The 25,147-nt window shown below is 68.7% G+C and carries 22 protein-coding genes and 2 tRNA genes; 18 read left to right on the top strand and 6 right to left on the bottom strand.

All coding sequences use genetic code 11. From position 1 onward, the window contains the following. Positions 1–43: 43 nt before the first annotated feature. Positions 44–1,105, bottom strand: a complete 1,062-nt coding sequence (gene earP, locus P1K89_RS29285; protein ID WP_284620079.1) for an elongation factor P maturation arginine rhamnosyltransferase EarP — start codon at positions 1,103–1,105, stop codon at positions 44–46. Positions 1,106–1,148: 43 nt separating this feature from the next. Here earP and uvrC point away from each other — a divergent pair, with 43 nt between their 5' ends. The 7 genes from uvrC (at position 1,149) to P1K89_RS29250 (ending at position 7,060) form a co-directional block, all read left to right on the top strand. After that, positions 1,149–3,140: an excinuclease ABC subunit UvrC gene (gene uvrC, locus P1K89_RS29280; protein ID WP_284620078.1), complete on the top strand. Its 1,992-nt coding sequence runs from the start codon at positions 1,149–1,151 to the stop codon at positions 3,138–3,140. A 166-nt stretch (positions 3,141–3,306) separates the two neighbouring features. After that, on the top strand, positions 3,307–3,648 hold the full coding sequence (locus tag P1K89_RS29275) for a hypothetical protein (RefSeq protein ID WP_284620077.1): 342 nt from the start codon (positions 3,307–3,309) through the stop codon (positions 3,646–3,648). A gap of 28 nt (positions 3,649–3,676) precedes the next feature. Further along, positions 3,677–4,243 carry a CDP-diacylglycerol--glycerol-3-phosphate 3-phosphatidyltransferase gene (pgsA, locus tag P1K89_RS29270; protein WP_284620076.1) on the top strand — a complete coding sequence of 189 codons (567 nt, stop codon included), beginning with the start codon at positions 3,677–3,679 and terminating at the stop codon, positions 4,241–4,243. A gap of 251 nt (positions 4,244–4,494) precedes the next feature. Next, positions 4,495–4,767 (top strand): HU family DNA-binding protein, encoded by a 273-nt coding sequence (locus P1K89_RS29265; protein ID WP_173127931.1) that lies wholly within the window; start codon positions 4,495–4,497, stop codon positions 4,765–4,767. A 20-nt stretch (positions 4,768–4,787) separates the two neighbouring features. Then, positions 4,788–4,863: transfer RNA gene (locus tag P1K89_RS29260), tRNA-Val, on the top strand. 122 nt (positions 4,864–4,985) lie between these two features. Next, entirely contained in the window at positions 4,986–6,917 is a 1,932-nt protein-coding gene (locus tag P1K89_RS29255; RefSeq protein WP_284620075.1) for a SurA N-terminal domain-containing protein, read from the top strand. 67 nt (positions 6,918–6,984) lie between these two features. After that, a tRNA-His gene (locus tag P1K89_RS29250) sits at positions 6,985–7,060 on the top strand. A gap of 54 nt (positions 7,061–7,114) precedes the next feature. Here P1K89_RS29250 and P1K89_RS29245 read toward each other — a convergent pair. The 3 genes from P1K89_RS29245 to P1K89_RS29235 form a co-directional block, all read right to left on the bottom strand. Beyond that, positions 7,115–9,427 carry a sensor histidine kinase gene (locus P1K89_RS29245; protein WP_284620074.1) on the bottom strand — a complete coding sequence of 771 codons (2,313 nt, stop codon included), beginning with the start codon at positions 9,425–9,427 and terminating at the stop codon, positions 7,115–7,117. Between the two features lie 40 nt (positions 9,428–9,467). After that, positions 9,468–10,211, bottom strand: a complete 744-nt coding sequence (locus P1K89_RS29240) for a LuxR C-terminal-related transcriptional regulator (RefSeq protein ID WP_284620073.1) — start codon at positions 10,209–10,211, stop codon at positions 9,468–9,470. A 91-nt stretch (positions 10,212–10,302) separates the two neighbouring features. Further along, positions 10,303–11,280 carry an NADPH:quinone oxidoreductase family protein gene (locus tag P1K89_RS29235; RefSeq protein ID WP_284620104.1) on the bottom strand — a complete coding sequence of 326 codons (978 nt, stop codon included), beginning with the start codon at positions 11,278–11,280 and terminating at the stop codon, positions 10,303–10,305. Between the two features lie 183 nt (positions 11,281–11,463). On the opposite strand from P1K89_RS29235, the gene surE reads away from it, so the two are divergent. The 6 genes from surE (at position 11,464) to rlmD (ending at position 17,739) form a co-directional block, all read left to right on the top strand. Next, complete coding sequence (surE, locus tag P1K89_RS29230) at positions 11,464–12,225, top strand: 5'/3'-nucleotidase SurE (protein ID WP_284620072.1); 762 nt, start codon at positions 11,464–11,466, stop codon at positions 12,223–12,225. Between the two features lie 73 nt (positions 12,226–12,298). Then, positions 12,299–13,114, top strand: a complete 816-nt coding sequence (locus P1K89_RS29225) for a protein-L-isoaspartate(D-aspartate) O-methyltransferase (RefSeq protein ID WP_284620071.1) — start codon at positions 12,299–12,301, stop codon at positions 13,112–13,114. Between the two features lie 35 nt (positions 13,115–13,149). After that, on the top strand, positions 13,150–14,049 hold the full coding sequence (locus P1K89_RS29220) for a peptidoglycan DD-metalloendopeptidase family protein (protein ID WP_284620070.1): 900 nt from the start codon (positions 13,150–13,152) through the stop codon (positions 14,047–14,049). A gap of 29 nt (positions 14,050–14,078) precedes the next feature. Then, positions 14,079–15,068: an RNA polymerase sigma factor RpoS gene (gene rpoS / locus P1K89_RS29215; RefSeq protein ID WP_284620069.1), complete on the top strand. Its 990-nt coding sequence runs from the start codon at positions 14,079–14,081 to the stop codon at positions 15,066–15,068. 111 nt (positions 15,069–15,179) lie between these two features. Further along, positions 15,180–16,343 (top strand): ABC transporter substrate-binding protein, encoded by a 1,164-nt coding sequence (locus P1K89_RS29210; RefSeq protein WP_284620068.1) that lies wholly within the window; start codon positions 15,180–15,182, stop codon positions 16,341–16,343. 34 nt (positions 16,344–16,377) lie between these two features. Next, a complete protein-coding gene (gene rlmD / locus P1K89_RS29205) occupies positions 16,378–17,739 on the top strand; it encodes a 23S rRNA (uracil(1939)-C(5))-methyltransferase RlmD (protein ID WP_284620067.1) in 1,362 nt (453 codons plus the stop codon). Positions 17,740–17,788: 49 nt separating this feature from the next. Here the strand turns inward: rlmD and P1K89_RS29200 are convergent, their stop codons facing one another. Further along, positions 17,789–18,484: a Bax inhibitor-1/YccA family protein gene (locus P1K89_RS29200; RefSeq protein ID WP_284620066.1), complete on the bottom strand. Its 696-nt coding sequence runs from the start codon at positions 18,482–18,484 to the stop codon at positions 17,789–17,791. Between the two features lie 163 nt (positions 18,485–18,647). Here P1K89_RS29200 and P1K89_RS29195 point away from each other — a divergent pair, with 163 nt between their 5' ends. The 5 genes from P1K89_RS29195 (at position 18,648) to P1K89_RS29175 (ending at position 24,690) form a co-directional block, all read left to right on the top strand. After that, positions 18,648–19,055, top strand: coding sequence for a GlcG/HbpS family heme-binding protein (locus P1K89_RS29195; RefSeq protein ID WP_284620065.1), 408 nt, complete (start codon positions 18,648–18,650; stop codon positions 19,053–19,055). A 179-nt stretch (positions 19,056–19,234) separates the two neighbouring features. After that, on the top strand, positions 19,235–20,392 hold the full coding sequence (gene carA / locus P1K89_RS29190) for a glutamine-hydrolyzing carbamoyl-phosphate synthase small subunit (RefSeq protein ID WP_284620064.1): 1,158 nt from the start codon (positions 19,235–19,237) through the stop codon (positions 20,390–20,392). Further along, complete coding sequence (gene carB / locus P1K89_RS29185; RefSeq protein ID WP_284620063.1) at positions 20,385–23,681, top strand: carbamoyl-phosphate synthase large subunit; 3,297 nt, start codon at positions 20,385–20,387, stop codon at positions 23,679–23,681. Before carA ends, carB begins: the two co-directional genes overlap by 8 nt. An 83-nt stretch (positions 23,682–23,764) precedes the next feature. Beyond that, positions 23,765–24,241, top strand: coding sequence for a transcription elongation factor GreA (gene greA, locus P1K89_RS29180; protein WP_284620062.1), 477 nt, complete (start codon positions 23,765–23,767; stop codon positions 24,239–24,241). After that, positions 24,241–24,690: a DUF4149 domain-containing protein gene (locus tag P1K89_RS29175; protein WP_284620061.1), complete on the top strand. Its 450-nt coding sequence runs from the start codon at positions 24,241–24,243 to the stop codon at positions 24,688–24,690. Before greA ends, P1K89_RS29175 begins: the two co-directional genes overlap by 1 nt. Here P1K89_RS29175 and P1K89_RS29170 read toward each other — a convergent pair. Continuing rightward, a complete protein-coding gene (locus P1K89_RS29170) occupies positions 24,665–25,141 on the bottom strand; it encodes a YhbY family RNA-binding protein (protein ID WP_284620060.1) in 477 nt (158 codons plus the stop codon). The genes P1K89_RS29175 and P1K89_RS29170 overlap by 26 nt on opposite strands. Positions 25,142–25,147 lie beyond the last annotated feature (6 nt).

The following is a 25,147-nucleotide window of genomic DNA, read 5'->3' as shown; positions in this document are numbered from 1 at the left end:
GGTCAGTCCCCGAATCAGTCGGAATGAAGCAAAGCCTTGAATTCTAGCGTCTCGCGTCGACGAAACGGATAAGCTGGGTCAGCAAATCACCCTGCCCGAGCAGGTCATCACGCCACTCGGCGCAGGCCAGGGCCCAGTGATCCGGCCGCGGCCAGCGTGCGGGCCAGGCGCCCAGGCCGTTCCACGCCCGGGTCAAGGCACGCAGCGCCGCGCCGTCGTCGAAGCCGGTGGCGTCGCTGAAGCGGTCGACCCAGGCATCGAGCTTGGGCCCATGCGCTCCATCATGCTGGGGGTAGAGCTGCCAGATGCAAGGGCTGCCGGCGAGGTTGGCCTGCGCGAAGGAGTCCTCGCCGCGCACGATGTTGAGGTCGGTGCTGACCAGCAGTTCGTCGAAGCGGACCTGTGGCAGCCAGGGCAGGGCGATGGTGCGAAGCGTCGGAGGGCCGGTCCACGCCAGGGACTGTTGCGCAGGTCCGGGCGCCGCGAGCAGCAGCGTCGGCACGGTCGCCAGGTCCTGCAGCAGCCGCGGCAGCGCCGGGTTGTCGTAGCAGAACAGCAGCACGACGCGCTCGCCGTCGCGCGGTGCCCAGCCCTGCGCCGCCAGCCAGGCCCGGCGATCGGCGCGAGGGGCCGCGCCGTGCAGCAGGCCGCCGGTGCGCTGCGTGAAGCCGGGATAGAAGAACCACTTGTCGAGCCCGGCGCCCGGTCCGCTGAACTGCGGCGAGCGCAGCCCGTGCGAGCGTTCGACGTAGTCCTCGGCGCTGAGGTACTCCAGGTTGATCCACACCGGCCGCGGGACACGCTGCGCCATGCGAGTCACGAAGGCAGGCGGCAGGTCGCATCCGAAGGCCTCGACGACGACGTCGCCGACATGGCTGACGCGGCCGATGCCGCCGATGTGGCCGATGGCGTCGCGCTCGGCATCGCTCCAGGCATGCACCTGCACGCCGGCGGCGCCCTCCGGTGCCATCCAGCGCAGCGGCGACGCGTCGTCCAGCCACAGGCGCACCTGCTCGCCGCGCGCCGCCAGGCCACGCGCGAGCCGCCAGCACACGCCCGCGTCGCCGTAGTTGTCGATCACGCGGCAGAACAGGTCCCACAGCATCACCGGATTATCCGGAGCGTGCCGCGCGGCAGAATCGAAACCGATGACCACGAAGGCCCAAAGCCCCGACAGCGCCGACCGCGCCGACTCGACGACCGCGCCTGCCACCGGCGAGGGTGAAGCCCCGCGCGATGCGCTGCTCGCCGAGGTCGCCGCGCTGCCGAGCCTGCCCGGCGTCTACCGCTACTTCGACAGCGGCGGCCAGGTGCTCTATGTGGGCAAGGCGCGCAACCTGAAGAAGCGGGTCTCGAGCTATTTCCAGAAGGACCACGGCGGCACGCGCATCGGCCACATGATCGGCCGCATCGCGCGCATGGAAACCACGGTCGTGCGCACCGAGGCCGAGGCGCTGCTGCTCGAGAACAACCTGATCAAGACGTTGAACCCGAAGTTCAACATCCTGTTCCGCGACGACAAGAGCTACCCGTACCTGAAGCTGGTGACGCACGCGTTCCCGCGCGTGGCCTACTACCGCGGCGCGGTCGACCGCAAGCACACCTATTTCGGTCCGTACCCGGGCGCCTGGGCGGTGAAGGAAACCATCCTGCTGCTGCAGAAGGCCTTCCGCCTGCGCACCTGCGAGGACACGGTGTTCGCGAACCGCTCGCGGCCCTGCCTGCTGTACCAGATCCGCCGTTGCTCGGGGCCGTGCGTCGGCCTGATCTCGCCCGCCGACTACGCGCAGGACGTCGCGCATGCCGAGCGCTTCCTGCGCGGCGACGCCGAACAGGTGATCCAGACCTTGCAGACGCAGATGATGGCGTACTCCGACGCGCTGGAATTCGAGCGCGCGGCCGACGTGCGCAACCAGATCACTGCGCTGTCGCGCGTGCTGCACCAGCAGTCGGTCGAGCAGAGCAGCCTGTCGGCGCGCGACCGCGACGTCGACGTGCTCGCCGTGCGTGTGCAGGGCGGCCGCGCCTGCGTGAACCTGGCGATGGTGCGCGGTGGCCGGCACCTCGGAGATCGCGCGTATTTCCCCACGCATGTCGAGGAAGCGGCCGCGCTGTCTGCCGACGAAGCCGACGAGCGCGCCGAGCGCCCGTCGGTCGAGCAGCAGGTGCTGGAGGCCTTCATCGCGCAGCACTACCTTGGCATCGCGCCGCCGCCGTCGCTGGTGGTCAGCCACGCGGTCGATGCCGCGCTGCTGGAAGCGCTGTCCGAGCAGACCGGCACGCGCCTGCATGCGCAGCACCAGCCTCGCGAGCAACGCCGCGTCTGGCTCGAGATGGCGGAAAAGGGCGCGCAGATCGCGCTGGCGCGGCTGCTCGCCGAAGAGGGTTCGCAGCGCGAGCGCACGCGCGCGCTGGTCGATGCGCTCGACCTCGCCGTCGAGGACCTCGAGGGCTTTCGCATCGAGTGCTTCGACGTCAGCCACACCGCCGGCGAGTCGACGCAGGCCTCCTGCGTCGTGTACCAGCAGCACGGCATGCGCAACAGCGAGTACCGCCGCTACAACATCGAAGGCATCACCGGCGGCGACGACTACGCGGCGATGCGCCAGGTGCTGATGCGGCGCTACGCGAAGCTGGCCGAGGCCCTCAACGCCCCCGATGCCTCGGGCAGCGGCAACGTCAAGGGCATGCGCATGCCGGACCTCGTGCTCGTCGATGGCGGACGCGGCCAGGTGGCGATGGCGCGCGAGGTGTTCGCCGAGCTCGGCCTCGATCTGTCGCTGATCGTCGGTGTCGAGAAGGGCGAGGGCCGCAAGGTCGGCCTCGAGGAACTGGTGTTCGCCGACGGCCGCGAGAAGGTCTACCTCGGCCATGATTCGGCGGCGCTGATGCTGGTCGCGCAGATTCGCGACGAGGCGCACCGCTTCGCGATCACCGGCATGCGCGCACGGCGTGCCAGCGTGCGCACCGGCGGCAGCCGGCTGGAAGAAATTCCCGGTGTCGGACCCAAGAAGCGTGCTAGGTTGCTGCAGCGCTTCGGCGGTGTCCGCGGCGTGACGGCGGCGAGCGTTGAAGACCTCGCGGGTGTCGACGGCATCTCGCATGACCTGGCGGAGACCATCTACCGTGCGCTTCACTGAACGACCCGAACTGCTTCGCTGGACGGCCCGCCTGTCCACCCTGGCCCTTCTTGGCGGCTGCTCGTCGTCGCCGCCTCCTTCGCCGCCACCGCCCGCGCCGCCGGCTCAGGCACCGAGCACGCGGGCGACGCCGACACCGGCCCCGCCGCCGGTCGCCGCCAGGCCGATGCCGCAGAAACGCGCACGCAACTGGGACGAGTTCCGCGTGAGCGCCGCGCAGCGCATCACCGCGGCGTCGCGCAACGCGACCTACGACGGCAAGCCGCCCGAGCCGCTGCTGGCCATCCCGGTGCTCGAGATCGAGCTCAACGGCGACGGCAGCGTGCGTCGCGTCAGCGTGATGCGCCAGCCGAGCCAGGCGCGGGACACGGTCCAGCTGGCGATCGACGCGGTGCACCGCGCGGGACCCTTCGGCGAGGTCTCGCACCTGCCGAGGCCCTGGAAGTTCACCGAGGTGTTTCTCTTCGCCGACGATCGTCGCTTCAAGTTGCGCACGCTCGACTTCTAGCGCGATCTCGTCCGGCACAATGCTCGGCATGTTCCTCACGCTGCCGACCTTGCTGACCTGGGCCCGCATCGTGGCGATCCCGCTGATCGTCGGCGTCTACGCCTTGCCGATCGACCGGCCGACGCAGAACCTCGCGGCCACCGTGATGTTCGTGCTGTTCGCGCTGACCGACTGGGCCGATGGCTGGCTCGCCCGCAAGCTGAACCAGACATCATCCTTCGGCGCCTTCCTCGACCCGGTGGCCGACAAGTTCCTGGTCTGCGCCTCGCTGCTGGTGCTGGTGCACCTGACGCGCGTGGACGTGTTCGTCGCGCTGGTGATCATCGGCCGGGAGATCGCGATCTCGGCGCTGCGCGAGTGGATGGCGCAGATCGGCGCCTCTCGCAGTGTCGCGGTGCACATGCTCGGCAAGCTCAAGACGGTGACGCAGATGGTGGCCATCCCGTTCCTGCTGTACGACGGCTTCCTGTTCACCGTGATCGATACGCGCTGGTGGGGCACGGTGCTGATCCTCGTCGCGACGGTGCTGACGATCTGGTCGATGGTGTACTACCTGCGCAAGGCGCTGCCGGAGATCCGCGCGCGCGCGCGCTGAAGGCCTGATGCGCACGCGTGATGCGTGCGCGGTCCAGCCCCGCGCCGATCGGCGCAACGCTTTGTGAATGGCTGCTGAGGCTGCGCATAGAATCCGGCCTCCGCGCTTGACACTGCCAGAGGGCGCCGCTGTAATCGACGCGACGCGGTGCACCCGCGCGAGAGTCGCCAGACCCTGCGGCCGGCCAACACGCCGAGACCGCAAACCGAGCCAACCGAACTCGTCGAGACACCTTGAGAGGGGGTACCTTCGTGAACAAGTCCGAGCTGATCGAGCACATTGCCACTCAGGCCGATATTTCCAAGGCGGCGGCCACGCGCGCCCTGGAGGCCCTGATCGGGGGCGTCAAGACGACCCTGAAGAAGAATGGCAGCGTGTCGATCGTCGGCTTCGGTACCTTCGCCGTCAGCAAGCGGGCCGCACGCAGCGGCCGCAATCCGCGCACCGGCGCGGCCATCAAGATCAAGGCCGCGAAGGTGCCGAAGTTCCGCGCCGGCAAGGCGTTGAAGGATGCCGTCAACTGACGGCACGGTCTTCGAGCGTTGGGTGCTTAGCTCAGTTGGTAGAGCGGCGCCCTTACAAGGCGTAGGTCGGCGGTTCGAGCCCGTCAGCACCCACCACCGCTAGAATCCGCGCTCCGCTCTCGTCCCGAGAGACCGGCGAGCAACCTGGAAGGCGAACCGCGGTTCGCCTTTTTCGCGTTCGGCGGCTGCCAGCCGCGACGAACGTTCCCGAGGCCGACATGTTCGAATTCGTCCGTACGCACACCAAGCTGCTGCAACTGCTGCTGTTGATCCTCATCCTGCCGTCCTTCGTCGTCTTCGGCATCCAGGGGTATTCGAGCTTCAGCGAAGGGCGCGGGCAGACCGTGGCCAAGGTCGATGGCCACGGCATCACGCAGCAGGAGTGGGATGCCGCGCACCAGCAGCAGGCCGAGCGCCTGCGTCGCCAGATGCCCAACGTCGATCCGAAGATGCTCGACACGGCGGCGATGCGCTCGGAGACGCTGGAGCAACTGGTGCGCGAGCGCGTGATGCTGGGCGCTGCGCAGCGCCTGCACCTCGACGTCTCGGACGAGAAGGTCGGCCGCGAGCTGCAGGCCATGCCCGAGCTTGCGCAGTTCAGGCGGCCCGACGGCAGCTTCGACGTCGCGATGTACAAGTCCATCCTCGAGGCGCAGGGCATGACGCCGCAATCCTTCGAGGCGCGTCTCGCGCAGGACCTGCGCGCACGCCAGGTGATGCGCGGCATCGCCGATTCGGTGACCGCATCGCCGGCCGTCGTCGCCAGTGCGCTCGAGCCGCTGCTGCAGCGGCGCGAGATCCGCTATGCGCGCTTCGACCTGAAGGACTACATCGCGAAGGTCACTCCGAGCGACGCGGACATCGAGGCCTACTACAAGCGCAACGAGGCGCAGTTCCGCGCCGCAGAGAGCGCGACGATCGACTACGTGGTGCTCGACATCGAGCAGCTGAAGAAGGGCGTCACCGTCTCCGAGGACGATCTGCGCAAGTACTACGACCAGAACGCGTCGCGCTACATGGCGGCAGAGGAGCGTCGTGCGCGCCACATCCTGATCAAGGCCGACAAGGATGCGGCCGCCGACGTCAAGCAGAAGGCCAAGGCGCGTGCCGAGGCGCTGCTCGCCGAGCTGCGGAAGAACCCGGACAGCTTCGCCGACGTCGCCCGCAAGCAGTCGGAGGATCCGGGCTCGGCGACCCAGGGCGGTGATCTCGACTTCTTCGGTCGCGGCGCGATGACCAAACCTTTCGAGGACGCGGTCTATGCGATGAAGGTCGGCGAGATCAGCAACGTCGTCGAGAGCGACTTCGGCTTCCACATCATCAAGCTGGACGCGACGCGCGGCGGCGAGAAGAAGCCGTTCGAGCAGGTGCGCTCGGCGATCGAGGACGAGGCACGCAAGCAGGCGGCGCAGAAGAAGTGGGTCGAAGCGGCCGAGCAGTTCACCAACACCGTCTACGAACAGGCGGACAGCCTGCAGCCGGTGATCGACAAGCTCAAGCTCGAGAAGCGCAGCGCGCAGGTCACGCGCACGCCGGCGCCCGGCGCGACGGGTGCGCTCGCGTCCGCCAAGCTGCTCGAAGCGGTGTTCGGCAACGACGCGGTGCGCAACAAGCGCAATACCGACGCGGTCGAGGTCGGGCCCAACCAGCTGGCCTCGGCGCGCATCGTCGAGCACCGCCCGGCGCATACGCAGCCGCTGGCCGAGGTCAAGGACCGCGTGCGCACGCAGCTGCAGGCCGAGCAGGCCATGGCACTCGCGCGCAAGGACGGCGAGGCGCGGCTCGCACAGCTGCGCAAGGACGGCGAAGGCGAGCTGCCGCTGACCGGAACGGTGTCGCGCGCGCGGCCCGACGGTCTTGCCGGTCCGGCGCTCGACGCGGTGCTGCGTGCCGATGCATCGAAGCTGCCGGCGTTCACCGGCATCGAGGTGCCGGGTGAAGGTTATGTCGTCGCGCGCATCGAGAAAGTGCTGGAGCGGGAGAAGCTGCCGGAAGAAGGCAACCGCCTGCAGCAGCAGTACGCGCAGGTGTGGGCCCAGGCAGAGACCCAGGCCTATTACCGCGCGCTGAAGTCGCGCCTGAAGGTCGAGATCAAGCCCAGCGCCGCCGCGCACGCAGCGGAAGCGGCCGCATCGTCGGCCAGCCGATGAACCCGGGCGCCGCGCCACCCATTGGCGCGGCATTGGCGCAGGCTATAATTCGCGGCTTGCAGCAGCGGTGGCTGTAGCTCAGTTGGTAGAGTCCCAGATTGTGATTCTGGTCGTCGTGGGTTCGAGTCCCATCAGCCACCCCACCGAATGAAGATGAAGCCGGGCCCGCCCCGGCTTCGTCGTTTCTGCGCCGTGCGTCAGACGCGAGTCCCGAGCAGGGGCACGCGCACCTCGCAGACGATGCCCCGGCTGCTGCGCTCCCTCCAGCGCACCTCGCCGCCGAGCAGCTTCACCCGCTTGCGCACGCCACCGAGTCCGAGGCCGTGTGACCAGCGCTCGGGTTCACGGCCGATGCCGTCGTCGCTGACCGTGAGCACGAGGCGGCCGCGGTCGTACTGGCCGGAGATCTCGACGGAGCTGGCCTGCGCGTGAGCGATGATGTTGTTGACCAGCTCGCGCAGCACGCGCGTGAGCCCGGACCATTGCACGACGGTGAGCGGGATGTCGCGGTCGGCGCTGAAGGACCAGACGAGCTCGCAGTGCGTCAGGTTCAGGCGCTGCCCCAGGTCGGCCTTCCATTCGGCCGCGGCATGCGACAGCTTGTGGTTCGCGGCGGCGAGCCCGCGCGTCAAGGTCTTCAGGTCCTGCAGGGTATGGCGGATGTACTCCTCCATCTCCGGGTTCTGGGCCTTGTACATCAGCGTCAGCAGGCGTGCGCCGATGTCGTCGTGCAGGTCCTGCGCGATGCGCGTGCGTTCTTCGCTGCGACCCTGCTCGACGGCGCGGTCGTAGGCCACCGCGCGACGCAACTGCTCGAGCACGCGGTCGGTGAGGCGAGCGTCCTCGCTGCTGAAAAGGCGCCGGCCGCGCCGCGCATAACGCAGCAGGATGGCGCCGCTGGCGGCCTGCTCGTCGGCATCCGCCCCCGGCAGCCGGGGCACCGGGACGACCATCGTCGAGCCGTCCGAGGCGACACGCGTGCGCGACACCGGCCGCGCCACGCGCGCGACCTCGAGCGGCTCGAACAGCTCGCGCAGCAGCCGCGTCAGCTGGTCCTCGGCCTTGCGGGGCGTGGCTTCGATCTCCCGGGCAACCCGGTACAGGCTCTCGAACATGCGCTCGGCCGTCAGCACGCCGGTGCCCATGAACTGGTTCACCAGCCACTGGCGGGCACCGACATAGAGGCCGACCGCAACGAACAGCGACAGCGTCACCGACGCGAACTGGCCCAGCGCGAACACCGCGACGAACAGCAGGTCAAGCGAGGTCGCGACGGTGCTGATGCCGGCCAGCATCGCGAACTCGCGCATCACGTGCTGGGAGCGCGACATGAAGGGCACCAGCAGCAGCAGCGAGGCGATGAAGACGTACCAGGCCATCGAGCCGAAGATGGCCACGGTGTGCGGCGCCTGCGACTGCGCGCTGACCAGCGCGACCGCGAAGGTCAGCAGGATCAGGATGCCGCTGGCGGCCAGCCCGAGCCGGCGCACGACGATCGAGAACGGATGCGGCTCATGACGGTAGGACCAGCTCAGCACGGCCACCGACGCGAGGCCGAATGCGATCAGCAGGCCCTGCGTGGCCCACCACTGCGCGGGCAGCGCCTGGCGGGTTGCGAGCACCGCCGGCAGCAGCGCCAGCACCCACCCGGCCAGCGCCAGCCAGCCGGCGCGCGGCAGCCGCGCCGGGTGCACCAGGCAGGCATGCAGGATCGCCGCGGCGGACACCAGGTCGCACAACGTGCGCAGGTCCAGGGACAGCTGGCCGAAGCCCGACGAGATGCCGAGGCCCGGCATCGACTCCACCGCGATCAGCACCAGGTTCACGCTCTGGCTGGTCGCCACCATCGCATAAAGCAGGTTGGCGATGCCCGGTGCGGCCAGCGCGACGACGGCGGCGATCAGGTAGAGCACCAGCGCCAGCGCGCACAGCAGCCAGAACAGGCTGCCGAGTCCCGCGAAGCCGCGTGGCACCGGTTTGACGTCGACCGCGCTGCGATCGTCGAAGACGAGGCGCAGGGAGGTGTCGCGCAGGGCACGGCCGATGTCCTCCTGCAGGGCCAGCTGGCGCTGGCGATCGCCGTCGCCGACGGTCCAGCGCGGCGAGCGCTGAAGGAGCCGGGCGTCGACCTCGGTACGGCGGCCGTCGGCGCGTTCGATCGCCACGAGGCGCTGGCCGACCTTGGTGCGCAGCGCGGGGTCGCTGCTGGACACGAGTTCGATGCCGCTGGCGCCGATGCTGCGCCACTGGGCATCGATGTAGGGCAGCCCGGCCAGCACGCGCAGCAGCGCGAAGACCCCCACGCTGCCGAGCAGCGCGAGCACGACCAGCATGCGCAGCCGCCAGCCCATCCAGCGCGCCATCGCGGAACTGCGGGTCAGGAACGCCTGGTCGATCCAGCGCGAGTCGAGCTGCGAGTCGGCGCGTGAATCGTTGCGGGAGTCGTGTCGGGCGTCGCCGGATGCTTCGCCGGCGGCCTCGGCCAGCGGGCGCGTGGCGTCGGCGCTCATGGCGTTCGAAGGACGTGGAGCCGGGGCAGGCCCGGCTCCGTCACACCAGGCCTTGCTTGGTGGCCAGCACGGCCGCTTCGGCGCGGCTGGAGACGTTGAGCTTCTTGTAGATCGACTTGATGTGGTCGTTGACGGTGAACCACTTGATGCCCATCAGGCTCGCGATCTCCTTGATCGTGAAGCCCTTGCTGAGGTAGGTCAGCACCTCGCTCTCGCGTGGGGTCAGGCGGTCGTGCTCGGGCGGCTTCTCCAGCGGCACCGGACGGCTGACGGCGGCGTAGTCGAGCGGTGCGAAGCCGGAATCGGGCGCCGGACCATCGCCGCCCACGCGCAAGCCGCTTCGGAAGTGCGTCAACAGGCGCCGCGCGATCGCCGGCGACAGCGGTGGCTGGCCGCGAACGATCTTCTGAAGTTCCTCGACAAGCACCTCGAAGCGGTCTTCCTTCAGAAGGTAACCATCGGCGCCGCACTGCAGCGCGGGGAACAGGTGCTCGTCGTCGGAGTACAGCGTAGTGACGACCTTCGTCGCCGGGTACTGAGTGAGCTCGGCGAGCAACTCCATGCCGTTGCCATCGGGCAGCTCGAGGTCGACGAGGATGAGCTTGAACGGATCGACGCCGTGCAGGCCGCTCGGGCCGCCGGTGAGGCTGATCTGCGCACGCGCGCTTTCGAGGTCGCCGGCTTCGGTGATCGCGATGGTGTCGCTGAAGCTCTCGCGCACGACGCGGCAGAGGAAGCTTCGCGCGACGGGGTTGTCTTCGAGGATGAGGACCTTGACGGCCATGAGGTTTGTTCTCCCGGCCGAAATGCTAGCGCAGAAGGTTTGGCACCGTACCCCTCCATGGGGGGAGGTTCGGCGCCGATGTCACCAACGCTTACGCATTGACGAGCACCACCTTGCCCTTGACCTCGCGTCCGGTCATGCGGGCGTATGCGCGATGAAGTTCGCTCATCGGCAGGCGCTCGTCGATCACCGGACGGACCTTGCCTTGCGCGTACCAGGTCGCCAACTGGTTCATCGCCGCCAGGTTGGCGCGGGGTTCGCGGCGGACGTAGTCGCCCCAGAACACGCCGACGACGGACGCGCCCTTCAACAGCGGGAGGTTGAAGGGCAGTGCCGGAATGCCGCCGCCCGCGAAGCCGATGACGAGATAGCGGCCGCGCCAGGCGATCGAACGGAACACCGGCTCGGCGAGGTCGCCGCCGACCGGGTCGTAGACCACGTCGGGGCCCTTGCCGTCGGTCAGGGCCTTCAAGGCGTCGCGCACGTTCTCGCGGCTGTAGTTCAGCGTCGCGTCGGCGCCGAGGTCCTTGCACAGCGCGCACTTCTCGTCGGTCGATGCGCCCGCGATCACGCGCGCGCCGGCGGCCTTGGCGATCTGCAGCGCCGCGGTGCCGACGCCGCCGGCCGCACCGAGCACGAGAACCGTCTCGCCCGCCTTCAACTGGCCGCGGTCGATCAGGGCGTGGTACGAGGTGCCGTAGGTGAAGGCGAAGGCCGCCGCGTGCTCGAACTCGAAACCGGGCGGCAACGGCATCAAGCGGTCCGTGCCGACGATCGCGTGCGTGCCGAAGCCGCCGGTGCTGCCCAGCGCCGCGACGCGGTCGCCGGGCTTGAACTGCGTGACGCCTTCGCCGACCGCATCGATCACGCCGGCGTACTCCGACCCCGGCACGAAAGGCAGCGGCGGCTTGACCTGGTACTTGGCCTGCACGATGAGGATGTCGGGGAAGTTCAGGCTCGCGGCGCGCACCGCGACGCGGACTTCATTCGGCCCCGGCTCCGGCGTGGGAACCTCTTTCCATTGCAGCGCTTCGACGCCGATCGGGTTGTCGCAAATCCAGGCGTGCATCGTCCGTGTCTCCCGCGGGCGCTCGGCCCGGATCAAGGCTCGGCATGATAGGCAGCAAGGCGGTTGCATCGCGTCGCAAGGGTGACGACTCCCTACAATCCGCGAGATGGTCAGCCCCCAGCTCACTTCGTTCGCGGCCCCCGAGGGGCGCACAGTGCCCTTCGGGCGGCCGGGCGGGCACTGATGCGGATACTGATCGCCAACGACGACGGCTACCTCGCGCCCGGCTTGGCGGCGCTGGTCGGCGCGATGCAGGGTCTCGGCGAGATCACCGTGATCGCGCCGGAGCAGAACGCCAGCGGCACCTCGAACGCCTTGACCTTGAACCGGCCGCTGTCGGTCTTCGAGGCGCGCGGGGAATCGCAGCGCGGTTTCCTGGTCGTCAACGGCACACCGTCGGACTGCGTGCACGTCGCGCTGACCGGTCTGCTGCCGCAGCGGCCCGACCTCGTGCTGTCGGGCATCAACCAGGGCGCCAACATGGGAGACGACACGCTGTACTCGGGCACCGTCGCCGCGGCCATGGAAGGCTACCTGTTCGGCATACCGGCGATCGCCTTCTCGCAGGTCGAGCGCGGCTGGACGCACCTGGACGAAGCCGCGCGCGTCGCGCGTGCCGTGGTCGAGCAGGTGCTCGAGGCGCCGCCGTCGTCGCGGCCCTGGCTGTTGAACGTCAACATTCCGAACCGGCCCGACGCGGCCTCGCTGCCGCGCCGCGTCACGCGCCTGGGCCGTCGCCATGCGAGCGAACCGGTGGTGAAGCAGACCAATCCGCGCGGCGAGGCCATCTATTGGATCGGGCCCGCCGGCGACGCACGCGAAGCAGGCGAGGGCACCGACTTCCACGCCACCGCGACGGGTTGCGTGTCGATCACGCCGCTGCAGGTCGACCTGACCGAGCATCAGGCGCTCGGCGACTGGCGGGTGCGCCTGGAGCGCGCATGAGCGCCATTCGGCCGTTCCGAAGGCGCTCGCTCCCTCTCGGGGGGACCGGCGCGCAGCGCTGCAGGGGGCGTCGATGAGCGACAAGCGCCGCGGCTTTCCGCTGGGACTCGACAAGCTGGCGCAGCCGACCACGGCGCGGGCGCCGGCGAGCGCACGCGAACCGCTGCGGCCTCAGCGTCTGCTGCACCAGGCCGCGCAGGATGCGGCACGTTCGGCTGCGCCCAGCGGCCTGGGCCTCGATTCGGCGCATGTACGCGCCCGCATGGTCGACCGTCTGCGCGCCGAAGGCTTGCGCGGCGAACCGATCTTCGAGGCGATGGGCCGCGTGCCACGTCACCAGTTCGTCGACACCGCCCTCGCCAACCAGGCCTACGAGGACACGAGCCTGCCGATCGGGCTGGGGCAGACGATCTCGAAGCCGTCGGTGATCGCGCGCATGCTCGGCTTGCTGCTCGAAGGAGCGAACGCGCGGCGGGAGGGCCACCTCGGACGGGCGCTGGAGATCGGCACCGGTTGCGGCTACCAGGCCGCGCTGCTCGCCTGCATCGCGCGGCACGTGGTCTCGATCGAACGACTGCGGCCGCTGTTCGACAAGGCGCGTGCCAACCTCGCGCCATGGCGCCTCGACCAGGTGCGTCTCGTGTACGGTGACGGCATGCTGGGCCATGCGCCGCGAGCGCCCTACGACAGCATCGTCGCGGCCGCCGGCGGCGAGGACCTGCCGCCGGCGTGGCTGGAGCAACTCGCGATCGGCGGACGCCTCGTCGCCCCGATGCAATCGACCGGCGGCGGACAGGTGCTCGTGGTCGTCGATCGCACGGCGACCGGCTGGTCACGTTCGCATCACGAGGGCGTTCATTTCGTCCCTCTAAAATCGGGCGTCCTCTGACCCCTCCACACGCCGCCCGCGCGGCCCTGCTGCCCATGCTCGATCGCCTGTCGTTGTTGTCCGTGGTGCTGGTGCTGCTCATGGCGGGCTGTGCATCGCCACGGAACAAGGCGCCCGTCGAGGACCGCGCGAGTGCCCCCCGTCCGGTGGCCGCCGTGCCCGCCGCGGCAGCCGCTTCCGCGCCGAGCGCCGACGTGAAGCCGCTGCCGAATGCCGAACATGCCGGCAAGCCGGGCTACTACACCGTCAAGCAGGGCGACACGCTGATCCGCATCGGGCTCGAGAACGGGCAGAACTGGCGCGACGTCGCCCGCTGGAACGGCATCGAGAACCCGAACCTGATCGAGGTCGGCCAGGTGCTGCGCGTCCTGCCGCCGAACGTCGATCCGAACGCGGTCGCTACACGCGGTGTCGGCAGCCCGCGTGTCGAAGGCCGTCCGCTAGACGCCAAGCCGCCGGCCGCCGCCGCATCGGCGCCCGTGGCCGCTGCGGGCTCGGCGCCGGCGGCCTCGGCCGCGACGGCGCCGCCCGCGCCCGCGGCGCCCGCTGCGGCCAAGGAACCGGACGACGATCTGAACTGGCTGTGGCCCGCCACCGGCCCTGTCGCGGCGCCGTTCGAGGAAGGCCGCAGCAAGGGCCTCGCGATCTCCGGCAAGGCCGGCGATCCGGTGCTGGCCGCGGCCGATGGCCGCGTGGTCTACGCCGGATCCGGCCTGCGCGGTTATGGAAACCTCGTGATCGTCAAGCACAACAACACGTACCTCACGGCCTACGCGCACAATCAGACCCTGCTCGTGAAGGAGGATCAGGTGGTGCGCCGAGGCCAGCGAATCGCGGAGATGGGGTCGAGCGACGCCGAGCGCGTGCAGCTGCACTTCGAGATCCGCAAGCAGGGCAAGCCGATCGATCCGGCGCGGCTGCTGCCGCCCAGGTAGGGCCCGGCCGGTCCGACGGATGCAGCACCATGGGCAAGCGGCGCGACGCGCAGGCAACAGGCCCGAACGGTGCCGACGAACCGGACGCGCGCCACTCCGGCCGCTCCAACGGAGCTGAGGACAACGAGCCGCCGGGCAGCAACGGCATCGAGCTGCCGGCCGGCGATGCCGATGTCGGCAATACGCTCCAGCTGTACCTGCGCGAGATCCGCCGCGCGCCGCTCTTCACGCCCGAAGAAGAGTTCCTGACCGCGACGCGCGCCCGCCAGGGCGACTTCGATGCGCGCCAGGCGATGATCGAGCGCAACCTGCGGCTCGTCGTCAGCATCGCGAAGAACTACCTCGGCCGTGGCCTGCCGATGCCGGATCTCATCGAGGAAGGCAACCTGGGCCTGATGCACGCCATCGCCAAGTTCGAACCCGAGCGCGGCTTCCGCTTCTCGACCTATGCGTCGTGGTGGGTGCGCCAGAGCATCGAACGGGCCATCATGCACCAGGCCCGGCTGGTGCGGCTGCCGGTGCACGTGGTGCGCGAGCTGAACCAGGTGATCAAGGCCCGTCGCGCGCTCGAGGCGCAATCCTCGCTGCAGGCCGACGCCGCCCGTTCGGTGCGCACCGAGGACATCGCGTTGCGCCTCGGTCGCCCGGTGGCGGAGGTCGATGCGCTGCTGAAGATGGCCGAACACCCGGCATCGCTCGACGCGCCGCTCGAGGCCGACGCCGCGGAGTCGCTGCTGGACAGCGTCGTCGACGACCAGGCCATCGACCCGGTCGGCCTCATGCTCAGCCGCGAGGTCGAGCAGTTGCTGGCGCATGGCCTCGCGGAGCTGAACGATCGCGAGCGCGAGGTGCTCGCCGGCCGCTACGGCCTGCACGACCGCGAGCCCGAGACGCTGGAGATGCTGGCTGCGCGCCTGAGCCTGACACGCGAGCGCATCCGCCAGATCCAGCAGGAAGCCTTGCTGAAGCTGAAGCGGCGCATGGTGCGCCAGGGCGTCGATCGCGACTCGCTGTTCTGAGGCACGCGCAACGCGCGGCCGCTGTAGCCGGCGGTCAGCGTTTGTCCCGGGATGTGACGCGGCAGGGCCGGCGCTAGCATGGCCCGCACCCTTCCCAGGAGACGAACCGCCATGAGACTCGCTCGCGTGTGGGCTGCTGTGTCGCTGTCGATGCTCGTGCTGCCGCTGGCGGCGCAGACGCAAGGTGTGTCGAAGAACGAGATCGTGATCGGATCGATCCAGGACCTGTCCGGTCCGATCGCCGCGTTCGGCAAGCAGGCGCGCCTGGGCATGATGCTGCGCGTGGACGAGCTCAACGAGCAGGGCGGCATCCACGGCCGCAAGCTGAAGCTGCTGGTCGAGGACTCCGGCTACGACCCGAAGCGCGCGGTGCTGGCGGCGCAGAAGCTCGTCAACCAGGACAAGATCTTCGTGATGGCCGGCCACATCGGCACGGCGCAGAACAATGCCGCGATGCCGGTGCAGTTCGAGAAGAACGTCATCAACTTCATGCCGATCACCGCGGCGCGCGAGATGTACGAGCCCTTCCACAAGCTCAAGTACTCGTTCGCGGTGACCTACTACGACCAGGTGCGCACGGCGCTGCCCAAGCTGGCGAAGGAGAAGGGCGCGAAGAAGGTCTGCACCATCTACCAGGACGACGAGTTCGGCCTGGAAGTGGTGCGCGGCGCCGAAGCCGGCATGAAGGCCATGGGCGGCGAACTGGCCGAGCGCACCACCTACAAGCGCGGCGCCACCGATTTCTCGTCGCAGGTGGCGCGCATGAAGTCCGCCGGCTGCGACCTCGTCGTGCTCGGCACCATCATCCGCGAAACCATCGGCACCATCGCGGAAGCACGCAAGACCGGCTTCAGTCCGACCTTCCTCGGCTCCAGCGCAGCCTACACCGACCTGATCCACAAGCTCGGCGGCAAGGCGATGGACGGGCTGTACGCCACCCACACGGCCCAGCATCCTTACCTCGACGAAGCCTCGCAGCCGATCCGCTTCTGGGCGACGAAGTACAAGACCAAGTTCAACGAGGATCCGACCGTCTTCTCGGTCTACGGCTACAACATCGTCGAGGCCTTCATCCGGGCGGCCCAGAAGGCGGGGCCTAACTTGACAGTCGAATCGTTCATCAAGTCCATGGACACGATGGTCATCCCGCCTGACATCTTCGGCAGCCCCGAGTCCACCTTCACCGCGACGAAGCGGCTGGGCAGCGACGTGTCGCGGCTGTCGCAGATCCAGGACGGCCGCTGGAAGGTCGTCTCGGACTACGTCAAGCCCTGAGGCGGTCGTTCGCGGGCCGGGATAATCCGGCCCCATGACAGCAAAGGAAGAGTGGCTGAAGGTCGATTCGATCGACCTCGAAGGCCAGGGCGTCGCCCGCAACAGCGAAGGCAAGGTCGTCTTCATCGACGGCGCATTGCCTGGTGAAGAAGTGCAGGTCGAGGTCGGCCGGCGCAAGAACCAGTGGGAGCAGGGCTCGCTGGTGTCGCTGCGGCGCGAGAGCCCGCTGCGCGTGCGGCCGGGCTGCCCGCACTTCGGCCTGCATGCCGGCGCCTGCGGCGGCTGCAAGATGCAGCACCTCGATGCGGCGGCGCAGGTCGCGGTCAAGCAACGGGCGCTCGAGGACGGCCTGCAGCACCTGTCCAAGCTGCGGCCCGAGCGCATGCTGCGGCCGATCGAGGGCCCGAGCTGGGGCTACCGCTACCGCGCGCGGCTGTCGGTGCGCCATGTCGCGAAGAAGGGCACGGTGCTGATCGGCTTCCACGAGCGCAAGTCGCGCTACGTGGCCGACATGTCGGTGTGCCCCGTGCTGCCACCCAAAGTGAGCGGCCTGCTGCTCCCGCTGCGGGCGCTCATCGGCGCGATGGACCAGCGTGACCGGCTGCCGCAGATCGAACTCGCGGTGGGCGAGCGCGACGAGGGCACGGTGATCGCGCTGGTGCTGCGGCACCTCGAGCCGCTGACCGATGCCGATCGCCGGCGCCTGGCCGCGTTCGGCCAGACGCACGGCGTGCAGTGGTGGCTTCAGCCCAAGGGCCCCGAGACCGTGCACCGGCTCGACGACACCGGGCCGGAGCTGGCTTATTCGCTGCCCGAGTACGGCGTGCTGATGCCGTTCAAGCCGACCGACTTCACCCAGGTCAATCACCACATCAACCGCGTGCTGGTGCACCGCGCGCTGGGCCTGCTGGCGGTGCAGCGCGACGAGCGGGTGATCGACTGGTTCTGCGGCCTCGGCAACTTCACGCTGCCGCTGGCGCGCCATGCGCGCGAGGTGCTGGGCATCGAGGGCAGCGAGACGCTGGTGCAGCGCTCGCGCGAGAACGCCGATCGCAACGGCCTCGCGTCACGCACGCGATTCGAGGCACGCAATCTGTTCGAGCTGTCGGCCGACGATCTGGTCGGCTACGGCGTCGCCGACAAGTGGCTGGTCGACCCGCCCCGGGAGGGCGCCTTCGCGCTGGCCAAGGCGCTCGCGGACATCCACCAGGCCCCGCGCGAGGGCTGGCAGCCGCCGCGCCGCATCGTCTACGTCAGCTGCAATCCCGCCACGCTGGCTCGCGATGCCGGGCTGCTGGTGCACCAGGCGGGCTACCGCTGCAGCGCCGCGGGCGTGGTCAACATGTTCCCGCACACGGCGCACGTCGAGAGCATCGCGGTGTTCGACCGCGCATGAACAAAGGGCCCCGCGGGGCCCTTTGTGTTTCGATGCGAGGCGAGGGGTGTCAGTCGCGCTCGCCGCCGAAGATGCCGAGGATGGACAGCAGGCTCTGGAACACGTTGTAGATGTCCAGGTAGATCGCCAGCGTCGCGCTGATGTAGTTGTCCTCGCCGCCGTCGATCACCCGCTTCACGTCGTACAGGATGAACGCCGAGAAGATGCCCAGGCACAGCACCAGCAGCGTGAGCATGAAGGCCGACGACTGCAGGAAGGCGTTGGCGATGAACGCGAAGAACAGGATCCACGCGCCGACGGTCAGGAACTTGCCCATCGTCGACAGGTCGCGCTTGATCATCGTCGCCATCGTCGCCATCGCGAAGAAGATCGCGGCGGTGCCGCCGAAGGCCATCATGATCAGCGAGCCGCCGTTCCGGAATCCCAGCACCGCGGCCAGCAGCCGCGCGAGCATCAGGCCCATGAAGAACGTGAAGCCGAGCAGCACGAAGACGCCGGTCGACGAATGCTTGGTCTTCTCGATCGCGAACATGAAGCCGAAGGCGCCGACCAGGAACACCACCAGGCCGATCATCGGGCTCATCGCGGTGGCGAAGCCGGTGGTGACCCCGATCCATGCGCCCAGCACCGTCGGCACCATCGAGACGGCGAGCAGCCAGTAGGTGTTGCGCAGTACGCGATTGCGCTCCGCCGCCAGCGTGCCCGAACCGGCGAAGCCGAAGGGTTGCAGGCCTTGATCGTTCATGGAACCTCCAGTCAATGAATGACAGTGACGCGGTTATGGACACCGCGAGGGGATTCTAAGTTCCGCCCGGCCGTGGCCGCGCTGCCGCGGTGCAGCCTGCCCGGCGGTGGGGTGCCGAGCATTGGGGCACACTGCGCCCCTCGCGAATTTCCGGAGTTTCCCGATGAAGACCAAGCCGCAGCTGACCCTCGACGATGTCCGCGCCATCGCCCAGGCGGCCGAAGCCGAGGCGCGCAGCCACCAGTGGGCAGTGAGCATCGCGATCGTCGACGATGGCGGCCACCTCCTCTGGCTGCAGCGCCTGGACGGCGCCGCACCGATCTCGGCGCAGATCGCGCCTGCCAAGGCCCGCACCGCGGCCATCGGCCGCCGCGAGAGCAAGGTCTACGAGGACATGATCAACCAGGGTCGCGTGTCCTTCCTGAGCGCGCCGACGCTCGAGGGCATGCTCGAAGGCGGCGTCCCGATCCTCGCCGAGGGGCAGTGCGTCGGCGCCGTGGGGGTCAGCGGCGTCAAGTCGAACGAGGACGCGCAGATTGCGCGCGCCGGCATCACCGCGCTCGGCCTTTGATCCTTGTCACGCCGTCGGGACAAACCCGCAGCAGGGTATACTTCGAAGGTTTACCCGCCACCACCGCAGCCCCAGCGAAACTCCACTGAAGTTTCCCCTCCGGAGGACCTCGGCGACGGGCCCGACCGCTCGTAGTCGGGGATTGAAGCTGGGTGCGCGCGACTTCCGGAGCTCTTGTGTTGCTGCCCCAGCTGCCCCCCGCACTCCTCGCACTCGCAGACGGCACGGTCTTTCATGGCACATCGATCGGCGCGCCCGGTCGCACGGTCGGCGAGGTGGTGTTCAACACCGCGCTCACCGGCTATCAAGAGATCCTCACCGACCCCAGCTACTGCAGGCAGATCGTCACGCTGACGTATCCGCACATCGGCAGCTATGGCGTCAACGATGAGGATGTCGAAGCCACGAAGGTCCATGCCGCCGGCCTGATCATCAAGGACCTGCCGCCGCGCCTGTCGAATTTCCGCCAGGCGATGAGCCTGCCGGACTACCTGCGCCGTGAGAACACGGTGGCCATCGGCAACATCGACACGCGCCGCCTGACGCGGGTGCTGCGCACCGGCGGTGCCCAGAACGGCTGCATCGCGACCTTCGAGGCGGGCCATGTCGTCAGCGAGGCCGAGGTCGCCGAGGCGATCGCCGCCGCGAAGGCCGCCCCGAGCATGAGCGGCCTCGACCTCGCGAAGGTCGTGTCGGTCAGCGAGCCCTACGCCTGGACCGAGACCGAATGGACGCTCGGCCAAGGGTATGGCCGCATCGAGAATCCGCGCTTCCATGTCGTCGCGTTCGACTACGGCGTCAAGCGCAACATCCTGCGCATGCTGGCCAGCCGCGGCTGCCGCGTCACGGTGCTGCCGGCGCAGGCCTCGGCCGCCGACGCGATGAAGCTGAGCCCGGACGGCATCTTCCTCAGCAACGGCCCCGGTGACCCCGAGCCCTGCGACTACGCGATCGAAGCCACCCGCACGTTGATCGACGCCGGCATCCCGACCTTCGGCATCTGCCTCGGCCACCAGATCATGGCGCTGGCCTCGGGCGCGAAGACCTTCAAGATGAAGTTCGGCCACCATGGCGCGAACCACCCGGTGAAGGACCTCGACTCCGGCCGCGTCTCGATCACCAGCCAGAACCACGGCTTCGCGGTCGACGAGAAGTCGCTGCCGTCGACGCTGCGGCCGACGCACGTCAGCCTCTTCGACGGCACGCTGCAGGGCCTGGCCCGCACCGACCGTCCCGCCTTCTGCTTCCAGGGCCACCCGGAGGCTTCCCCCGGACCGCATGACATCGCCTACCTGTTCGATCGATTCGTGGCGCTGATGGAGACCAAGCATGCCTAAGCGCCAAGACCTGCAGAGCATCCTGATCATCGGGGCCGGCCCGATCATCATCGGCCAGGCCTGCGAATTCGATTACTCCGGCGCGCAGGCCTGCAAGGCGCTGCGCCAGGAGGGCTACCGCGTCATCCTCGTCAACAGCAACCCGGCGACGATCATGACGGACCCGGAGATGGCCGATGTCACCTACATCGAGCCGATCTCGTGGCAGGTGGTCGAGAAGATCATCGCCAAGGAGCGTGCCGCGCGTCCGCACGAGAAGATGGCCGTGCTGCCGACGATGGGCGGCCAGACGGCGCTGAACTGCGCGCTCGACCTGCACAAGCACGGCGTGCTGGCGAAGTACGGCGTCGAGATGATCGGCGCCAACGAGAAGGCCATCGAGAAGGCCGAGGACAGGCTGAAGTTCAAGGACGCGATGACCTCGATCGGCCTCGACTCGGCCAAGAGCGGCATCGCGCACTCGATGGAAGAGGCCTGGGCCGTGCAGAAGCGCATCCAGGCGGATCTCGGCGGCCCCGCGCAGCACTCGGGCTTCCCGATGGTCATCCGCCCCAGCTTCACGCTCGGCGGCACCGGCGGCGGCATCGCCTACAACCCGGAGGAGTTCGAGGAGATCTGCAAGCGCGGCCTCGACCTGTCGCCGACCAACGAGCTGCTGATCGAGGAGTCGCTGATCGGCTGGAAGGAATACGAGATGGAAGTGGTCCGCGACAAGGCGGACAACTGCATCATCGTCTGCTCGATCGAGAACCTCGATCCGATGGGCATCCACACCGGTGACTCGATCACCGTCGCGCCGGCCCAGACGCTCACCGACAAGGAATACCAGCTGCTGCGCAACGCGTCGATCGCGATCCTGCGCGAGATCGGCGTCGACACCGGCGGCTCGAACGTGCAGTTCTCGATCAATCCGGACAACGGCCGGATGATCGTCATCGAGATGAACCCGCGCGTGTCGCGGTCGTCCGCCTTGGCGTCGAAGGCCACGGGCTTCCCGATCGCCAAGATCGCCGCGAAGCTGGCGGTGGGCTACACGCTCGACGAGCTTCGCAACGACATCACCGGCGGCGCGACGCCGGCGAGCTTCGAGCCGAGCATCGACTATGTCGTCACCAAGATCCCGCGTTTCGCGTTCGAGAAGTTCCGCGAGGCCGATGCGCGCCTGACGACGCAGATGAAGTCGGTCGGGGAGGTGATGGCCATCGGCCGCACCTTCCAGGAGAGCTTCCAGAAGGCGCTGCGCGGCCTCGAGACCGGCATCGACGGCCTGACCGAGCGCGAGACCGACCGCGAGGAGATCCTCGAGGCGATCGGCAACGCCGGCCCCGAGCGCATCCTGTACGTCGGCGATGCCTTCCGTGTCGGCATGACGCTCGACGAGGTCTTCGACGAAACCCGCATCGACCCGTGGTTCCTCGCGCAGATCGAGGAACTGATCGCCATCGAGAAGCAGCTGCAGGGCCGCACGCTGGCCAGCCTGTCGGCGGCCGAGATGCGCTTCCTGAAGCAGAAGGGCTTCTCGGACAAGCGTCTCGCGAAGCTGCTGTCGAGCAACCAGCATGACGTGCGCCGTGCGCGCCACGCCTTCGGCATCCGTCCGGTCTACAAGCGGGTCGATACCTGTGCCGCGGAGTTCGCGACGCAGACCGCCTACATGTACTCGACCTACGACGAGGAGTGCGAGGCCGCGCCGAGCGACCGCCGCAAGATCATGGTGCTGGGCGGCGGGCCGAACCGCATCGGCCAGGGCATCGAGTTCGACTACTGCTGCGTGCATGCCGCGCTCGCGATGCGCGAGGACGGCTACGAGACCATCATGGTCAACTGCAACCCCGAGACCGTGTCGACCGACTACGACACGTCCGACCGGCTGTACTTCGAGCCCGTGACGCTCGAAGACGTGCTGGAGATCGTCGACAAGGAGAAACCGGTCGGCGTGATCGTGCAGTACGGCGGCCAGACGCCGTTGAAGCTGGCGCTGGACCTCGAGGCGGCCGGCGTGCCGATCATCGGCACCTCGCCGGACTCGATCGACATCGCCGAGGACCGCGAGCGCTTCCAGAAGCTGCTGCACGAGCTGGGCCTGAAGCAGCCGCCGAACCGCACCGCGCGCACCGAAGAGCAGGCGCTGGTGCTGGCACACGAGATCGGCTATCCGCTGGTCGTGCGCCCGAGCTACGTGCTGGGCGGCCGCGCGATGGAGATCGTGCACGGCGACAAGGACCTCGAGCGCTACATGCGCGAGGCGGTCAAGGTCAGCGAGAAGTCGCCGGTGCTGCTCGATCGTTTCCTCGACGACGCGATCGAGGTCGACGTCGACTGCATCAGCGACGGCAGCGCGGTGATGATCGGCGGCATCATGGAGCACATCGAGCAGGCCGGGGTGCATTCCGGCGATTCGGCGTGCTCGCTGCCGCCGTATTCGCTGCCGGCCAAGCTGCAGGACGAGTTGCGCCGCCAGACCACGTTGATGGCCAAGGCGCTGAAGGTGATCGGCCTGATGAACGTGCAGTTCGCCATCCAGGGCCCGATCGACGGCGACGGCGAGCGCGCCACGGTCTATGTGCTGGAAGTCAACCCGCGCGCCTCGCGCACGGTGCCCTACGTCTCGAAGGCCACCGGCCAGCCGCTGGCCAAGATCGCCGCGCGCTGCATGGCCGGCCAGAAGCTCGCGGACCAGAAGGGCATGGGTGGCAAGCCGCCGCACGAGGTGATCCCGCCGTACTTCAGCATCAAGGAAGCGGTCTTCCCCTTCAACAAGTTCCCGGGTGTCGATCCGATCCTCGGGCCCGAGATGCGCTCGACCGGCGAAGTGATGGGCGCGAGCCGCAGCTTCGGCGAGGCGATGCTGAAGAGCCAGCTCGGCGCGGGCTCGCGCCTGCCGGCCAAGGGCACGGTGGTGATCACGGTGAAGAACGGCGACAAGGCGCGGGCGGTGAAGGTGGCCGCCGACCTGGTGGCGCTGGGCTTCAGCGTCGTCGCGACCAAGGGCACGGCTGCGGCGATCAGCGCCGCCGGCATTCCGGTGCGCGTGGTCAACAAGGTCAAGGACGGCCGGCCGCACATCGCCGACATGATCAAGGCCGGCGAGATCCAGCTGGTCTTCACGACGGTCGACGAAACCCGCACTGCGATCGCGGACTCCCGCTACATCCGCACCGCCGCGCTGGCGAACCGGGTGACGTACTACACGACGATGGCCGGCTGCGAAGCGGCCACCGAAGCGCTGAAGCACCGCGATGACCTGACCGTGCTGTCGCTGCAGGAACTGCACGCCGAACTGCACTAAACTCGCGCTCCATCGACCCGCCGCTGGCGTTGCCCCTTCCGGGCCCCGGCGGCTTGTTTCTTTTGGCTGACCCGATTTCGATCATGACCACCATTCCCCTGACCAGGCGCGGCGCGGAAAAACTCAAGGAAGAGCTGCAGCGGCTCAAGACCGTCGAGCGCCACGCGGTGATCCAGGCAATCGCCGAGGCCCGCGCGCAGGGGGACCTGTCCGAAAACGCCGAGTACGACGCGGCCAAGGACAAGCAGGGCTTCATCGAGGGCCGCATCCTCGAGATCGAAAGCAAGCTGGCGGCCGCGCAGGTCATCGATCCGACCTCGCTCGACGCCGGCGGGCGCGTGGTGTTCGGCGCGACGGTCGACCTGGAGGAGGAAGCCTCGGGCCAGGAAGTGACCTACCAGATCGTCGGCGACGACGAGGCCGACCTGAAGAAGGGCCTGATCTCCATCAGCTCGCCGATCGCGCGCGCGATGATCGGCAAGGAAGCCGGGGACGTGGCGGAGGTCCAGGCGCCGGGCGGCGTCAAGCGCTACGAGATCGTCGAAGTCCGCTACATCTGATGCTCGTCGAGCGGCTGCGGCGGCTGCTGCCGGGCCTGTGGGCCGGCGTGCTGCTGTGTGTCGCGCTGATCGCGACGCCGGCGCCGTTCGCCACCCTGCTGCCGGCCGACGCCGGGCGGGTGGTCGGCCGCATCTTCGTGCAGGAAGCCTGGCTCAGCCTGATCGTGGGCCTGCTGCTCCTGATCGTCGAACGCCGCCGGGCGCGTGACGTGGCCGAAGCCGGCCGGGGATCGGTGGTGAGCACCGAGATGCTGCTGCTCTTCGGCACGCTGTTCTGCACCATCGCCGGTCACTTCGGGCTGCAGCCGCTGCTGCCGGGCGCACGGGCCGGGCAGGGCCCGTTGAGCTTCGGCCAGTTGCACGCGGTGAGCGTGGCCTTCTTCGGCGTGAAGACCTTGCTCGTGCTGGTACTGGCCTGGCGCGTCAGTCCGACTGCGCCTTCTTCTTGACGCTGGTCGTCCGGACCTTGGCGCGCTTGATCGAGCCGCCGGCAGTGACGCGCTGGTTGCCGAAGACCTTGACCTTCTTGACCTGCGGGCGGTGGTTCGGGCTCTTCGAGAACTTGACGATCTTGACGGTGCGGGGACCGGCCATGCGGTCCTCGCGCTCGACCTTTTCCTTTGCCGGCAGCGGCCGCCACAGCACCAGCAGCTTGCCGATGTGCTGCACCGGCGCTGCCCCCAGCGCGTCGGCGAGCCTCACCAGCGCGGCTTCGCGCTCCTCGCGGTCGTCGGAGAACATGCGGACCTTGATCAGGCCGTGCGCCTTCAACGCGGCGTCGGTTTCCTTCAGCACCGCGGCCGTCAGGCCCTCGGCGCCGATGAGCACCACCGGATCCAGGTGATGGGCTTCGCCCCGCTTGTCCTTGCGGTCGGCGGGCGTCAGTTTGAGTGCAGGCATCCTCGT

Source organism: Aquabacterium humicola, from assembly GCF_030167915.1.
GTDB classification, from domain to species: Bacteria; Pseudomonadota; Gammaproteobacteria; order Burkholderiales; family Burkholderiaceae_C; genus Pseudaquabacterium; species Pseudaquabacterium humicola.
This window is presented reverse-complemented; position numbering and strand designations above follow the sequence as displayed.

Excerpts from the sequence above, each read along its gene's own strand:
- carB (WP_284620063.1), top strand. The coding sequence starts at position 20,385 with ATGCCTAAGCGCCAAGACCTGCAGAGCATCCTGATCATCGGGGCCGGC.
- uvrC (WP_284620078.1), top strand. The coding sequence starts at position 1,149 with ATGACCACGAAGGCCCAAAGCCCCGACAGCGCCGACCGCGCCGACTCG.
- P1K89_RS29225 (WP_284620071.1), top strand. The coding sequence starts at position 12,299 with ATGAGCGACAAGCGCCGCGGCTTTCCGCTGGGACTCGACAAGCTGGCG.
- P1K89_RS29200 (WP_284620066.1), bottom strand. The coding sequence starts at position 18,484 with ATGAACGATCAAGGCCTGCAACCCTTCGGCTTCGCCGGTTCGGGCACG.
- rlmD (WP_284620067.1), top strand. The coding sequence starts at position 16,378 with ATGACAGCAAAGGAAGAGTGGCTGAAGGTCGATTCGATCGACCTCGAA.
- P1K89_RS29275 (WP_284620077.1), top strand. The coding sequence starts at position 3,307 with ATGCCGCAGAAACGCGCACGCAACTGGGACGAGTTCCGCGTGAGCGCC.
- P1K89_RS29220 (WP_284620070.1), top strand. The coding sequence starts at position 13,150 with ATGCTCGATCGCCTGTCGTTGTTGTCCGTGGTGCTGGTGCTGCTCATG.
- P1K89_RS29210 (WP_284620068.1), top strand. The coding sequence starts at position 15,180 with ATGAGACTCGCTCGCGTGTGGGCTGCTGTGTCGCTGTCGATGCTCGTG.
- earP (WP_284620079.1), bottom strand. The coding sequence starts at position 1,105 with ATGCTGTGGGACCTGTTCTGCCGCGTGATCGACAACTACGGCGACGCG.
- surE (WP_284620072.1), top strand. The coding sequence starts at position 11,464 with ATGCGGATACTGATCGCCAACGACGACGGCTACCTCGCGCCCGGCTTG.
- rpoS (WP_284620069.1), top strand. The coding sequence starts at position 14,079 with ATGGGCAAGCGGCGCGACGCGCAGGCAACAGGCCCGAACGGTGCCGAC.
- P1K89_RS29235 (WP_284620104.1), bottom strand. The coding sequence starts at position 11,280 with ATGCACGCCTGGATTTGCGACAACCCGATCGGCGTCGAAGCGCTGCAA.
- P1K89_RS29175 (WP_284620061.1), top strand. The coding sequence starts at position 24,241 with ATGCTCGTCGAGCGGCTGCGGCGGCTGCTGCCGGGCCTGTGGGCCGGC.
- P1K89_RS29195 (WP_284620065.1), top strand. The coding sequence starts at position 18,648 with ATGAAGACCAAGCCGCAGCTGACCCTCGACGATGTCCGCGCCATCGCC.
- P1K89_RS29245 (WP_284620074.1), bottom strand. The coding sequence starts at position 9,427 with ATGAGCGCCGACGCCACGCGCCCGCTGGCCGAGGCCGCCGGCGAAGCA.
- P1K89_RS29240 (WP_284620073.1), bottom strand. The coding sequence starts at position 10,211 with ATGGCCGTCAAGGTCCTCATCCTCGAAGACAACCCCGTCGCGCGAAGC.
- greA (WP_284620062.1), top strand. The coding sequence starts at position 23,765 with ATGACCACCATTCCCCTGACCAGGCGCGGCGCGGAAAAACTCAAGGAA.
- P1K89_RS29255 (WP_284620075.1), top strand. The coding sequence starts at position 4,986 with ATGTTCGAATTCGTCCGTACGCACACCAAGCTGCTGCAACTGCTGCTG.
- pgsA (WP_284620076.1), top strand. The coding sequence starts at position 3,677 with ATGTTCCTCACGCTGCCGACCTTGCTGACCTGGGCCCGCATCGTGGCG.
- P1K89_RS29170 (WP_284620060.1), bottom strand. The coding sequence starts at position 25,141 with ATGCCTGCACTCAAACTGACGCCCGCCGACCGCAAGGACAAGCGGGGC.